A 14,783-nucleotide genomic window follows, 5' to 3' on the forward strand; every position below is an offset into this window, starting at 1 on the left:
ATAAAAGGCATATGCGCTCATCTCCTTAGATACAGAGATTCGACAAAGAACATCCATTTTCATGCCAAAAACGGATATTTTTTAATAATCGTTAGACAGACTGACGTGCGGGTCATCGCATAAGGCTCCTCCGCGCTTATCCCCTTTTGGGGATGATGTTCATTGTAAATATCAGTGAGGTTTGCTCCGAACAGGCCGATAATTCGTTTGCCTTATTCATAACTTCCAACGCCGACTCATTGACCGTCTTCACTAATGCCGTGATTTGATCCATCATTAAGTTAAATGGAGGGCTACTTGTCCGATTTCATCTTTGTTGTTGCTAACTCATGGCAGCTCTACAATATTCCACTGTTGGTTCAAGCCGCCATTATCCGTCCATTGATCAACTACGCCTCCGTCTGCCGTAGAATACCCATATACATCCAATGCCTTACCGCTATTGCGATTTATAATTTTGTAAGAACTACCGACATTTTGTATGGACCACTGCTGGGTCAAGCCGCCATTATCCGTCCATTGATCAACTACGCCTCCGTCTGCCGTAGAGCCCCCATTTACTTCCAACACCTTGCCGCTGTTTTTGTTCACAATCTTGAAATAACCGTTACTGAGGTCTACTATACTCCATTGTTGGTTAGAACCGCCATTGTCAGTCCATTGATTGACTGTTCCACCGTCTACCGTAGAAGCCCCAAACACATCCAATAATTTACTGCTATTGCTATTAATAATCTTATATTTTCCGTTAGGATTAAAAGACTGCGTAATCGTAAACTTATCTGCAACAATAAACTTTTCAAGCACCCTTACCTTGAGCGTGTGCGTCCCAACATTCAATTTCGGACTGGTATAAAGAAGCTGGGTCTCTCCATCCGAAAGAGCAGACGTATCCACAATCGTTTCGGCGCCGCCATCTATTGAAACTGCGGCAGTTCCTTTCGCAGGGCCCTTTGCTCCATACCAAGCAATTTGAGTTCCATTGAAAGTTGCTGTAAAAGAGGCATCCATAACGTTAGTATAATGGTCATCGTTATTATAAGTACCCTGCTTGGTTTCATTCACCCATGAGCCTTGATAAGTGATTGAACTATCGTTGTCGTTAATCTCCTTAAACGAGCCTACATTGAACACCATATCGTTTTCCCTGAACAGTTCAACACCCGATTTTTTGGCAATCAGCACTAAATACATTTTCCCTGTACTGCTCGGTGTTGTAAAAGTAATGTTCTGAGTGCTCATAAAGCCTGGGGTTACCGTTGGATGCAATTCACCCGAGGAAACAAGTGTTCCCGTAGCGGAATCACGTCTTACTTCCCAATACACGTCAACCGTTGAACCGCTGAAGGTGTCGTTAAATATATCCAATTGTCGAGTAACCGTTGTATTGGTATTAATAGTTGGTATATTCGCCGGCCATTCACCATTCTCATTGGAGAGTTTATTATCTGCCCAATACTCTCTATCCGCAACGAGAACAGGGTTAAATCCTGCTTGCAAACGAATGAATTGCGGATTTGCCCACGGGTTTGAAAGGTTATCGTCACCATATAGCGCACGCTGTTCTTTGTCATCACGTTTGCTTTCAAGGACAAAGTCTGTTGTTTTCGCTCCCGGTATTATAGAAGCCCATGCATCCAGGAGGGTGTACGGTCGGATGTCCGAAGCATTCTGGCGACGCATCGATTCGGTCGCTGTTGCAAACCATGCAAACCCTTGTTTTGTATTATCATTAGGCCAGATAATTTCACCTTGACCATACGGTCGATCCGGTCTTGCATAAACATCTTCCACGAACTGTCCAAGATGCCAGTCGCTATAGTGAGGGAAAACGCCTAAATCATTAAATGTCATATCATTGTACATATTTTTAGCCACATCTATATTAATCGGTCGGGTCGTATCTACGGCTTTTGCCGCATTGTACCATTCAGTCTGGGTTGCACTGGTTGCATTGTCATGGTTATAAGCATCTGCTTCATTGGAAATACTCCACTTCATAATTGAAGGATGGCCTTTATCCTGGGTAACCATTTGTGTAATGTGATTGGCAAAATTACCATTATTATTGTTTAATTCCTGATCGCTTGGTCCGCGAATGGCAGATTCCTGAATGACCATCAAGCCCATTTCATCACAAACATCCAACATGTACGGACTTGCGGGAATTTGATGCATCCGCACCACATTGTAATTCAATCTCTGATAGTTATCGACTGCTTTAGGCCATCCATTAGCACCTGGGAGGAAGCCGGGGTATGTGTCCATCGCATTACTTTCCCCCCCATAATCAATCCCATCGTAATTCTGAAGTTGAAGACTATCCCCTCTAAAATTCACACGCACCCCATTTAAATAGTAGTACGTATTCGTACCGTCGGATTGTTGTTTGATTTCTCTGAATCCAAAGCGTTCTGTTCTCGTGTTCTTTACTGCCCCATTTAATTTCAGGGAAAGATTCAAGTTATGAAGCTTCGCTTTGTAACCGGAAACATAAGGCACATTAGGCAACCAGTAGGAGGATGAACCTAAATTCCAGGTGATGGGTCCAATGGTTACTTTCGTCGTGGAATTAGCCGCTGCCGTAAAAGATTTATCAGCAATGGAAGGATAATTCCAGCTATCCCCATTCCATGGGGATAAGTTGCTGGAAATGACCATGTTTTGGGCCGTGTTTGAATTATTCTTTACCCATACATCATAGGTCAATGAGTTATTTGCTACGGAAGTTCGTACGAATTCGTCAGAAATATAGATTTGGGGATATACTTTCAAAAAGGCAGAGCGGAAAATCCCTTGGGTTTGAGCAGTTTGCCATTGCGCCGCATCTGGGACGATCGAAAACCAGTTCGCATTACGCATGGCATTCTTGCCTTTTACATGAACCCTTAAAGTATACGTATTTCCAGGCGTTACATAATTACTAATATCAAACTCAGAGGGCAAAAAAGCCGTGACATTCGTCCCTACGAATGTCCCATTAATATAAAGGGAAGCCTCATAATTCACTGCACCGAATTCAATCTTGGTCGTTTGTGCCCCTCCACTATTCGGAATCGTGATGGAACGTTCATAATCCGCTTCATTAACAGAGGTAAAGCCTTGTTTATACCAACCGCCGCCCGGTACAGTAATCGTTGTTGCAGATTGACCCTGTGGAGTAAACTTCCATGTCCCGGACAGATCCACCGAGCTAATTGGGTCGCCTGGTGAAGCTTGAACGGTTTGACCACCCATTGAAAGCGCTAACAAAAAGCCAAAGACGAACAAAGCAAAAGCAAACTTTAAAGATGACAACCTAACATTTTTAAAACTTCGCATCATTAACTCCTCTTTTCTATTTTTTTAAAACACATCTTAGATAAGCGCTGTTGCAAATGAAAAAATCAAAGAACTGCTCTCGTTTTTTACATTTCCACACTTATCTTAATAACTATTATGTATTGTAAACGCTTTAATCGTCTTTACACTCAGGCAACTTATTTTTATAATAATTAAACCTATTATATGATTAAGTTATTATCTTTTAGATTTTCATTGCGCCCACGATGAAGGGAAAAGTGTTTGTTCTCACTGTGTGGTCACCTCTCATATCGTCAGCGGTGATTCGTCGTATGCATGGGATTTTCGCACCTATTACCGTGAAAACTACTTCAAAGAACATCAGAGGGAATTTTCCTAAAGAGGAATCAAAAAACTTTTGGAGTTGAAAAATAATGGGTATGAATAAATTCGACCCAAGTTTCACGTAAGTACTTTTCGGGGCCGTATATCAATAATTTCTATTTATTCATGGTCTCGTTTCTCTGCTGAGCCTATTACTTTTTTCGGAAGAACCGAGTGTGAACTGGAAGTTGTTTGCAATTTGTAAGACTCTCCTGTTGCTTCTATGTTGCTTCTATGTTGCTTCTATGTTGCTTCTATGTTTCCTTTTTGAATTCAGATCTTTCTGTAAATTGAAAGGCTACCTCCCCAATCGAGTAGACATTATTTCACCCGCAACCGAGATCGGTATGTGCAAGGTCTTTTGGTTGAATGCAACCGTTCACGCTATTGCCATTAATACGAAGGACTCGAAACATCAAGCACTAACTTTGGTATTGAGCCTCTCTTATACATAAAAAATCGCCTCCTTTGATAGGTTTTTCAGCAACTGCTTCAAAAATGATGAATGATGTTCGGGAAATTACCATTCATTTCCCGAACATCAGGAACGATTCCCTCATCCGTGCTGTAAACGCACGTTAGAGTTTACTGGATGACTAAAAAATCCGAATAGGCATCCCAAGTCCCAATATCGGTTGTAACGATCAGTTTGACATCTTGATTTCCGGTTGCATGGGTGATATTGGGCAAGGTTTGGACCGTCGGCGTAGTTCCGGTAAAGTAAAAGGAGCCGACTGTCGTTCCGCCTATTTGCAAATCTACTCTGGCTGTGCCGGAGTTACTCGAAGCACCCTGGAGTGAAAAACTGTGGGTGGAACTGGTGAAATTCTGAGTGAATGAAGCAGAATCATTATTGGCGTATAAAGCAACGCCGTTGAAGGGAGAGCTGATCTTTCCGGCGTAAGGACCGCTGAGAGTCATATTCTCGGTTTCAACCCTTGTTCCAGTCGTATTGGGTGTAAACTGCCAGTAGTCAATATTAAATAAGTAGCCTGTCCCTGTTCCGGTAAACACAAAGAAAACTTTGTGGACACCGGTTGCACCGCTGACAGTAGTTGTTAGTTCCCGCCAGTTTTGCCATCCTCCTGTAGAAGGTACGGGAAGTGTTCCGACAAGAGTACCGTTTACACTGTCAAGACGTATTTCAATATTGCCTCCTGCAGTTGCTGATGCTACATTTGCTTTAAACGTCTTGGCTCCGCCGGTACCGAAGTCAGCATTTCCTACAGCTACCCAGTCTCCATTATTGATATATCCTACATTAAGATTATTTACCGGTCCGCCTGCAGCTTGACTTGCCTCCGTTGTAATACCTGCATTCCACCCGATCGTTTCAGCCTCGTTCCTAATGTACGGATCAAGATTGGCGATCTGAGGTATGCCGGCCATATCTCCCTGAACCTCTTGAATGGTTCCATCAGAATTATAGACCAGCTTATTAATATGCGGAGAACGGTATCCTTTTCCGTCTCCCAATAGAGCCTTACTGACAGTTTGGGCGTGGTACACGACATACCATTGGTTGTTAAAGTTAAACACGGCATGGTGGTTGTTTCCGCCAACTCCGAAAAATGTATATGGATTTTTCAGGAAATGCCCTGTATATGTGAAGGGTCCCATAGGACTGCTGCTCACCATGTAGCCGATTTCGCCTGCCGGATAAGCTGCCGGGTGTGTACCGGAGAAATTGATGCAATACGAGTAATAATATTTGCCGTTATACTTATGAATTCCGGAATCTTCAAACATGTAAGGAGCATCAATTGTTACTGCGCTTCCATCAATACTAATCATATCAGCACCCAACTTCAAAACTCTGGCTGTTTTCGGATTTGCAATTGATGCCGGATCCGAGGTATTGGGTATTCCTCCACCACAATACAGATATCCTGCGCCGTCATCATCCACCAATACTGCCGGGTCAAAAAGCCATGTAACTCCGGACATTCCGGACGTACTGCCTGTAACAAGAGCTTTTCCGAGCGGATCCGTCCAGGGTCCTATCGGAGTGTCTGCAGTCAGCACACCAATACCTGAGGCGCCATTTGCGAAATAAAGGAAGAACTTATCCTGACCATTTATCGTTTTACGTGCAACGGACGGCGCCCATGCGAGTGAAGCCCATTTTGCAATACCACTGCCATTATTGGCATTATTATATCCTGCTACCGGAATGGAACCGTGGTCTGTCCAGTTCACCATATCAGCAGAAGATATGACGTTTATTTTAGTCAGTGCACTAAAATCATTATCTTTAATCGTTCCGTCACTATTATATACATACGCATCGCTCGACATATAGACGTAGACTCTTCCGTTATAGGTCAGCGCAAAGGGATCCGCTCCCAATTTATGGTCCATAAGAGGATTTGAATACCCTGGAAGTTTTGCAATTGCACTGTTAGCAGCATATGCAGACGTCAATGGCAAACTGCTCAGCAGTACTGTAAAAAATAACAAAAATCCAATAATTTTCTTATACATTAATGTACAACCTCCAAAATGAGTTATTCTTATTTTTGCCCATTGTCGAGGTTTGTTTTATGAACCCCGCAATGTAGCTTGTTGCCCTTATTTTAAGGGGGATCGCTTTATGGCACCCCCTATTTTAAAACATATTTCAGTATTAATTAACCAATCGTTGTTCCCTATATCAGATCAATTACTGTACCGAAACATCATCGATATAAAAATTAGTTCCGCTGTTCAACCCTTCGAAATATATGCCCAACTCGGTTAAAGTCCCGGTAACATTTAATGTATAATTACCGGACAGCTGTGCCCAGGAACTATTGCTGCCGGTTCCAGTTGCAACATTGGTATAAGACGTTCCGCTGCTGTCCACTTTTTTGATAGTCATTATAATCGAATCACTCGCGGCATTATCTAATCTTACCCATCCGGAACAGGTATAGGTATTACCGCTTTGCACTTTTGAAGTTATATTCTGTATCGGCCCGTTCCAGGTGGCCGTCCTACCTGTAGACAACAGGCTATAAGCACCGCTATGCTTCTGGGTAGTTGATACTGCAAGGGAGCCTGCCCCATTAACAGCCCACCCAGTGGTATTTCCTGTTTCCAGTCCAGGATTGGTAATCAGATTGTTGATAAATTGGAACCAGTTAATGTTGAATAAGTATCCGCTTCCTCCGGTAAATTTCAGATATACGTTGTGTATTCCGCTAACCCCGCTAATATTGCAGGTTTTGTTAGTCCAAGTCTGCCAACCACCAGTCCCGGCAACTGCACAAGTCCCTACCAGGGTCCCGGTAATACTGTCAAGCCTCACCTCAATACTACCTCCGTTGGTAGCGCTGGCTACTCTAGCCTGGAAACTCGCCGCACCGCTGCCGAAATCGATATTGTTGTAAACAACATAATCCCCATTTTCGATAAAGGCGACATCCTGCCCGCCTTCACTGGAGCTTTCAGTTTGGATTCCTGATTGGGTGTTGTAACTCTCTGCTTCGATCTGTGTAAAGGCCGATCTCGGCGTTGAAGCACTGGCTAAATATTGTTTTAACCATGTAAGTGCAGGACGCTCAACACCTGATGAACTAATCAAATGTGTGTTGCTTGCCCATGTCTGTCCCTCTATATACCCCCACAATGTGATCCCTTTAACGTATTGGCTTTCATACAATACAGGAAATTTTTCTTTATATCTGTTGAGCTGGGTAGTGTCATCACCTGTCATATCTAATTCCGATACATAAATCGGAAGTCCTGTTGCTCCCAATATGCCAAGCACTTGATTCATGGTACTTACAGAAACCGTATCCATATTAAAGTAATGGCACTGTATTCCTATTCCGTCTATCAAACCTTTACTTTTCAGAATGTTAATAATCTGGACATAATTGTTTGCTGCATTCGCATCGCTTATTATACCGTAGTCGTTTATTAGCAGCTTGGAGTTCGGAAAAGCTTGTTTTGCCTGCTCAAAGGACCAAATAACCCAATCCCAACCTGTTGTACCGTTTCCGCCAAGTGCGTTCCTATAGGATGCCGGTGCATGTAACGGCTCATTGACAACATCAACGAACTCAGCATTAGGATATCTTTGACCGGCAGCCTGTATCCACTCTGTCACTTCTGCTTTCTGGTCAGCTGCTGAAAGGCTGCCTATCCAGGATGGTTCCTGGCTTCCCCATACTAGCGTATGAAACTTGAATGGTATCCCATTTGTTCTGCTGTAATTGTAAATTAAGTCTGTATTACTCCAATTCATGCTGCCGCGGCTTCCCTCAACGCTTTCCCATTTAGTCGCATTCTCTGGTGTTACCTGGTTCCAGTAAGTTGCAAAGTTTGATGGAACACTACCGGCAATAATATTTCCTACAAACTTACTTCCATTTGCCATTGCAGCTTTTGCATGCCGAGTTGGCAGTGTCATGCTCAAAAGCATGGTTGAGCATAATACAACTGTAATGAATTTTTTGATTTTTGATGCATACATATACTTTTCCCTCCTGTTTTAGAATAATCATTCGTCCAATTAACACTATAATTACCTCCAGATCCATTGACAGCGCTTACAATACTGTATTTGTGGTTGCTCCAAATAAGCCAAAACTCATTGAAGCTGCAAGAACTGCCGTTAAAACTTTCTTCTTAAACTTAAACTACCTCCTTTCGTCACTACTTACCTACATACTACTTGAATATTACCTTTTCTCTTTGCAGTTCATAACGAACCCTGTGTCCTATTTCATTTAACTTCTGACTTTACCTCCTCTCTAGTAAAATTTTAGAAGGTAAGCGCATACACAACAACCCAACAAATTAAAGATTTTACCCCCATATTTTTAACAAAACACATAGAAACCATCGAGGAACTGAGGTTATAAAGGGTTCCGTAACGCTGGAGGAAGCTCTCGAAAAGCTGCTAGCGTTCTGGTGTAAAAATTTCTATAGCCACAATATTCACCGTCAAATGGTGCAGTTCTTCTTCTAACTAAAAATTGAACTTTTTGTGAGTATTTCTCCTTGAAAAAATAAACAAGCCCAAAACGTTTAAGATCTGGGCTTTTAGACTAATGCATATTTATACATTTAGTTGTATATATGTTTTAATGGAACAAAAAATCCAACAAACTTTGAAACAAGAGGCATGCCGCCTAAAGAACATTCAAGCGATTTCGTTAGCCCACGCCCGAATTACTAATCCACATATTGATTGTCCAATCATTTCGTATTTCCGATAATATGGGACGGAAACTCGAACCATTCCAGGATATGGAAAATGCGACGAAGCTCATTAACTGACAAAAACCGCCATTGTGTTCCGTCATCGTTGAGCACATAAGAATTACTTGCGCTATGAGAACGATAACGACGTGGAATGCATTGCAGTTCCGTACAAGTATCAGGATTTACGAAGATCTTCTCCGTGCTCCGATCTGCCCATAAATTGTTCTTTTCAGCCTTGTACGAGAAGCTTTCAAACCAAGCTTTCACCGATTTCCACGTATGCTCCGTTCCCTTCGGATCCAAGAATTCACGTAGCTTGAACCGTCGAAACTTTGGCGCCTTGGGCACTCGAAACAACTCGAAGTCTTCCTTCTCACGAAGGTAGACGGCATAGGATCGGCTTCGGTGCACGATGCTGCCAAAGTCGAAACTATCAATATCGATCGGTCCTATCAAATAGGGAAAGTCAGGAGTAAGCAGCTCTTTTAAATCCAAGTAACTGGTAGAATCATAGAATCCCGGAACGTTTTCGAAGAATATGACTCGCGGCTGAGCAGCCTCCAGAATTTTGTAGGTACCAAGGATAAGATTATTGAAATATCCTTGCCCCCCATCCCCCAAAGAGGAGTGTTCCGAACAGTCAAGCGTAACGAAAGCAACATCTGCCTCGGCTACCTTATGACAGTCTCTTAAATCTCCTTGGAAAAGATGAGATTATGCTTCAAAACCTCCGCACTATCATCTTCGATCTCGACCTCTTGAACGGCCGTGTAATGCTGCGTATCAATGAACATGGATGAGCCAATCCCAGCGCCTGAACAAATCGACAGCAGGCGAATACGCTCGTCTGAAGGGGATTCGAAGGTATCGCTCTCGAAGAGCCGATAACGAAGCGGGCAAACGACTACTTGAGAGTAATCATCATGTCGGTACACACTGATCTCAATCTTGTCTTGGACGCACAAAATAGATGAATACTTGGCGCCACTAGTATCGACAAGCTGCCTCGGCTGCCCACTGATTCGGTTCATCCTCGAAGAAACGCTAACTTCATAAACGCTATCATTCTCTTCAAATAATGGCTTATTTTGGACAAGAATCATTTTCTCTTTCTCATCCACACGGCAAAATGTGAATTGTAACTTATTTTGTCGCTTTTAATGTCTGTTTCTGGGCTAATTTGCAAATCAGAATTGGCGTTATCTGTAAGATAAAATGTCGCTCTCACTAATATTTGTAATTTGAAATGGCACAATAAGTCTCAATAAAAAAATGGGTAAATCACAGTGGTGACTTAGTCATTTTAGTCATTTTGTGATTCAATCACTGAATTGCATATAATTCGACTAGCCAACTACTTGGCACCGAGCTGCTACTGCCGTCGTCCATTCCATCATGACCATTGCTCTAAGTCCCGATATTAAAGAGGCGTAGTTGTTCAGCTACTAGCTCTCTTTGTACTTTTAACCAAACGATGATATCAGAAACTTGTCGTTTTAACCATATTTGCCCCTGTGAAATATTATATATCTGTTTATTCTAGGAGTAGGGCAATTTTTCATGGAGGTAGTCCGATCCAGAGGTTCGTAATACCTGCCAGTTGTAGTTCCTATATGGCGTAGATTTTGACGCAGTTTAATCGGTCCTTCTTTGACTTTTTATTTATTTGACCACTATTGGTTTATTTAAACATAAAATCTAATTTCATCAAACAGGAATTTTACGTCATGAAAATAAAAGAAGCGGCCAGAAAAAAATCTGGTCGCTTCTTCTTCCTTATTCTTATTTCTTCAGCTTTCCGGTCATCCTTAAGTAAATAATCCTACATCTTTAGTTCTCAGAGAAGAATATACAAAATCTATTACACCGGAAATATCTGATGGTACCATTATATGCTTTCACCTGCTCAGCCACCAGTAAAGTGTCACGATAAACTGGATTGCAACCATCTTTGCAAGGGTGCGGAAAATACGAGTTATCCTTCGATAACATTAAGTGTTATCTCCTCAACAATCGTCAGAAATAGTAATCTTGAGGATCGCGCACTGTTGGGATGCTCCGTCTGCAACTGCAGCCGGAGTCCTGAATCGATGGCCGGCCGTTATCAACAAGCAAGGCTCCCGGTCGGCAGCATGGATCCTGAAACTGCATTTTACAAATTGAAAAAGTTCACTTCATATATTAAGGTAGTTTGTCCTTGACTTCTCGTTTCAATTCCTGAAATCTCCACTGTGAATTTATCGGAATCCCGATACTTTATAATGCCATCCGGCCGGAAAATTACAGTTCCATTTCTTTGGTATGCATGAGGCACAACGTTGAAATATTTACCATCCTCTGTAACATCATTATCCGCTGCACTTAAATTCCACACTCTATTGTCCGACTCTCTGACTAATTTAACGGAAATTTTATTCAGGTCAGGTGAATGATATAAATATTTGCTTAATGTAATAGACCAAGGTGTAAGAGGATCCATTAATGAATTCGGAAAATATCCGTCGCTGGGCCAAGTTACGTAGTCATACTTTACTTTTTCCGTCCTGCTCTCGTCCAGCACTTGCATGGAAGAATATCCTGCAAACCAGTTATCTATATTATTATTTTCGGCAAAGCCAAAGCCCATTTTTTGGAGTTCCGGATTTAGAATCCATCGTCTGTGTCCTACCTGGGGAAGGTTATTTAACCCCAGGTCGCTCATATAGTCATTGACCGAATCAGCTACGAACCCCGTATTTTCCAAGTTTTGAGAAGAATATATGGAATGCAGGTTGCTTGTTTTAGTAGACTCGTAACCAATCTTATAGAACTCCTCACTCATATCGGCTGGTTTTTGCGGGTAATGATTAAGTTCTTTATGAACGGCAGTCAATACAGCACCATATTGGGCTTGATTGATTAAATCTTCATCAATTACAATGTCATGCGGCATACCTGCCAAATACCTGACAAAATTCACTCTCTTTACCGCATCTTCGATCACGGATTTTTGTAGTTTACCCGGAGCATATGGAGCAGTCACAACTGGCTTATCAGCATAGATAGAACCTGCATGTGTAGGCGCATATTCGATATATTTTTCTTTAATCTCTTTTTTGGTTCTGCCGTTTAGTGCCCGGTCTTCGGATATGTACACCGTCTTTTCACTATTGTCCCAACTCACATACATGCCAAGGGCTTCGCTAACATATCTTGCGGGAATCATGGTTTTTCCATTGATTAATTGCGGGGCTACCTCCAACTCAGCAGCTTTATTATTACTCCAGGCTTTCTTCGAACCGATTTGGAGCTCCACTGAAATACCATTCTTGGTGCCGATGGCTTCTTGTTTGACTTCATCCCATTCGATTTTTGCGCCAAGCGATTCAAAAATGGCCCTCATCGGAACCATTGTGGTTCCGTGGATTACCTGAGGCATCTGCTCATAATTTTGTTGCACGCCGTTTATGACAACCTGAATAGACGAGTTTGTTGCAGCTTGTGAGGTCAAACTTGTAGGAAGCAACATTGCTGCAGTTAATGCAGCTGCCAGTATAGCTTTTTTCAAAAAAAAACCTCCATATGAATTTCTCTGTTTTTCACGCTAGTTCGATTTTAAAAAGTTTTTACTTTTCCATTTCATCAAATTAGTTCTTTCGCCCCCGGCATATGTACCTTTCCGTTCAGTTGCCATTATGTCGAGTTAATGTTTCTACTCCGTTCAGTATTAGTATTGTAGTTATGTTGCAACGCTACTTTACTACGAAATCGTGATAACGTTTAATAAAGGATATAATATGTGCCCTCTCTAGTATTTCGTCCGCACCGTATGATTCAAAAGTCTTAAGGGCATCCCCTTCCATATCGGAATACCCCGTTGTAATGTTTGCGTCATACATAAACTGGACCGCTTCCTTTACCAGAATATTTTTTCTAAAATGTTTGGAAGCTAGCAGCTCTGCAAATTTACCCCTGGTAATACCGGTATCAGAGCCTTGTTTATCGTTGTAGGATGCAATCGTGCTCAACCCATCTTTTTCAGCAAGTTGATAAGGAACTGATGCCCACCAATCGAAATCGGATGTAGTCGATACCAGAGCCTCAGGTTCAAAGTATCGATACAATGTAGTTAGTGCTTCAGCTTCAGTGAGTGTATTAGACGGTTTTATTAAATAGTTGCCGTTTTCTTTATAGCCAGTAATAAGCCCCTTATTAATTGCCCAGATCATGTCTTCAGACCAATATTGACCTTCTTTATAATCACCATAATAGAGCTCCGGAGGTATTTTTACTTGAAAGATCCCATTTCCAACTGCAATAAGTTCCTTACCATTCCATATTGCAGCATTAAGTTTTTCATCATTTAAAGAAGTTATCTTCCAATCTGTATGATCTTTTGAAAAACCCAAGAATCTTAAAGGGGAGGGTTGAAAACCAAAAATAAGCGAGCCAAATTCAGTAGCTATTATATTTTCCGTCTTAAAGCCATTGAGTGTGTGAATCTTTTCCCATGATAATCCATCTTTAGAGGAGTAGACCAATGTCGTTTCACCATCTACGTACCTAGTACGGTGAGGATTAAATACCATAATGAATTCTTTACCATTCCAAATAATATCATCAATTATTCCGTAATGTTCATAAATTATCCTCATTTGTTCGTCAGTCAACTTATAATAAGAATCCATACCTAATCCAACATCAAATGGCTTAACATACCACTCGTTCCCTGTTTTGTAAAAAAGGCTATTCTCTCCCGCCATAATCTCTATTTCATCGTTGTTTGCAAATGTATTAACGTTAGCTCGCCTCGCCTTTTGATAACTACTTAACTCCTCTACACTTTCTGGGATGATGATTTGAACCGCCTTCCATTCTTTCAAATCATCGGATTCCAAAACAATAGGCCTTTGTGTCCCCTTAGTTATCTTTCCTTCTTCTTCAGACTGGAGAATATATGGTGTAGCAGACCCTATATACTTGCCGTCAACCATTGATAAATTATGCCACCAATATTCAACCTCGTACGTAGGTAGAAATATATCCTTCCAGTCGTATCCATCTTTGGATACTAAAATCTTTCCTCGCCTATCAGCTGCAACAAACTGTTTCCCATCCCAAAGTAAGGAAGTAATATCTGATACAAAATTTCTGCCCATACCATCTTTTACAAGGGGAAGCTTAATTTCTTCCCAATTATATCCCCCATTGTTCGATACATAGATTGCGCCATACCCTCCTACCACATAGGTTTTATCTTGATCCCATGTGATCGATTTTAAATCTCTGGAATCTGGAATTTCTTTTATCTGTGAAATCAACAGATTTGTTTTTGCTTCAGCCATTGAAAAAGGAAAGCAGAAGCAAATTATACTTGCTATCCATATAGCAACACTAACTTTTTTCATTTTTTTGTTTGCCTCCTTATGCAAATATAGAATGCCTAGTTCTAAATCCTAACTCTACTAAATTCTCCCCTATTAGTAAATGTAGTACTTGATTTATCATGTTTATATGCACCTTGCGCGAATTGAACCCCGTTTTTTCGGCCACTAGTTTACACCCCATTATTGCTTTACAAACAAAATGAATTTGTATTGTCTATTGAACCCACGACTAGCCTAGAGCGGCCCCGCAGTTGTTCCGAGTGTGTAGAACCATAAATGCTGACTTCCCCTGCAACTACCGAAAATCCGTACCTACTTCTCCCATCTCAATGAAAGCATTCAACTAAGTGACACTTTATATTATAAAAATTTAATCAATCACTTTCGAAGTTTTTCAATACTTTTCCAATAATAAATCAGAGTAGAAACATTAAAATATGGTGCTATAAGATGTCAAGACAGCATTTTTAATATAATTAAGGTGTGAAATGGTTCACAATCTTTGTTTAGAGTCCATGGATTTAAGCCTTAGACCTACTTCTTCGATTGGTATAAAAG

The 14,783-nt window shown here is 41.3% G+C and carries 7 protein-coding genes and 2 pseudogenes; all 9 read right to left on the minus strand.

Features of this window, described 5'->3' with window-relative positions; genetic code table 11:
- Positions 1 to 327: 327 nt before the first annotated feature.
- Complete coding sequence (locus tag ICC18_RS32940; RefSeq protein ID WP_188178616.1) at positions 328 to 3,324, minus strand: RICIN domain-containing protein; 2,997 nt, start codon at positions 3,322 to 3,324, stop codon at positions 328 to 330.
- A 927-nt stretch (positions 3,325 to 4,251) separates the two neighbouring features.
- The gene (locus ICC18_RS32945; RefSeq protein WP_188178617.1) at positions 4,252 to 6,150 is read right to left on the minus strand and encodes a carbohydrate-binding protein; all 1,899 of its coding nucleotides are present in this window, start codon (positions 6,148 to 6,150) and stop codon (positions 4,252 to 4,254) included.
- Positions 6,151 to 6,328: 178 nt separating this feature from the next.
- Positions 6,329 to 7,138 carry a carbohydrate-binding protein gene (locus tag ICC18_RS34660; protein ID WP_312029646.1) on the minus strand — a complete coding sequence of 270 codons (810 nt, stop codon included), beginning with the start codon at positions 7,136 to 7,138 and terminating at the stop codon, positions 6,329 to 6,331.
- A gap of 30 nt (positions 7,139 to 7,168) precedes the next feature.
- Positions 7,169 to 8,074: pseudogene (locus ICC18_RS34215) on the minus strand (endo-1,4-beta-xylanase); the annotation flags it as partial.
- Between the two features lie 56 nt (positions 8,075 to 8,130).
- Positions 8,131 to 8,246, minus strand: a pseudogene (locus ICC18_RS34220) (1,4-beta-xylanase); the annotation flags it as partial.
- 607 nt (positions 8,247 to 8,853) lie between these two features.
- Positions 8,854 to 9,480: a DNA cytosine methyltransferase gene (locus ICC18_RS32955; protein ID WP_188178619.1), complete on the minus strand. Its 627-nt coding sequence runs from the start codon at positions 9,478 to 9,480 to the stop codon at positions 8,854 to 8,856.
- A gap of 68 nt (positions 9,481 to 9,548) precedes the next feature.
- Positions 9,549 to 9,962, minus strand: a complete 414-nt coding sequence (locus ICC18_RS32960) for a hypothetical protein (protein ID WP_188178620.1) — start codon at positions 9,960 to 9,962, stop codon at positions 9,549 to 9,551.
- 1,049 nt (positions 9,963 to 11,011) lie between these two features.
- Positions 11,012 to 12,406 carry a stalk domain-containing protein gene (locus ICC18_RS32965; protein ID WP_188178621.1) on the minus strand — a complete coding sequence of 465 codons (1,395 nt, stop codon included), beginning with the start codon at positions 12,404 to 12,406 and terminating at the stop codon, positions 11,012 to 11,014.
- A 184-nt stretch (positions 12,407 to 12,590) separates the two neighbouring features.
- On the minus strand, positions 12,591 to 14,246 hold the full coding sequence (locus ICC18_RS32970; RefSeq protein ID WP_188178622.1) for an S-layer homology domain-containing protein: 1,656 nt from the start codon (positions 14,244 to 14,246) through the stop codon (positions 12,591 to 12,593).
- Between the last annotated feature and the right edge of the window lie 537 nt (positions 14,247 to 14,783).

This window comes from Paenibacillus sedimenti (genome assembly GCF_014534655.1).
Classification (GTDB): domain Bacteria; phylum Bacillota; class Bacilli; order Paenibacillales; family NBRC-103111; genus Paenibacillus_E; species Paenibacillus_E sedimenti.

Coding starts and splice junctions, on each gene's coding strand:
- ICC18_RS32940 (WP_188178616.1), bottom strand. CDS start 3,324: ATGATGCGAAGTTTTAAAAATGTTAGGTTGTCATCTTTAAAGTTTGCT.
- ICC18_RS32945 (WP_188178617.1), bottom strand. CDS start 6,150: ATGTATAAGAAAATTATTGGATTTTTGTTATTTTTTACAGTACTGCTG.
- ICC18_RS32960 (WP_188178620.1), bottom strand. CDS start 9,962: ATGATTCTTGTCCAAAATAAGCCATTATTTGAAGAGAATGATAGCGTT.
- ICC18_RS32970 (WP_188178622.1), bottom strand. CDS start 14,246: ATGAAAAAAGTTAGTGTTGCTATATGGATAGCAAGTATAATTTGCTTC.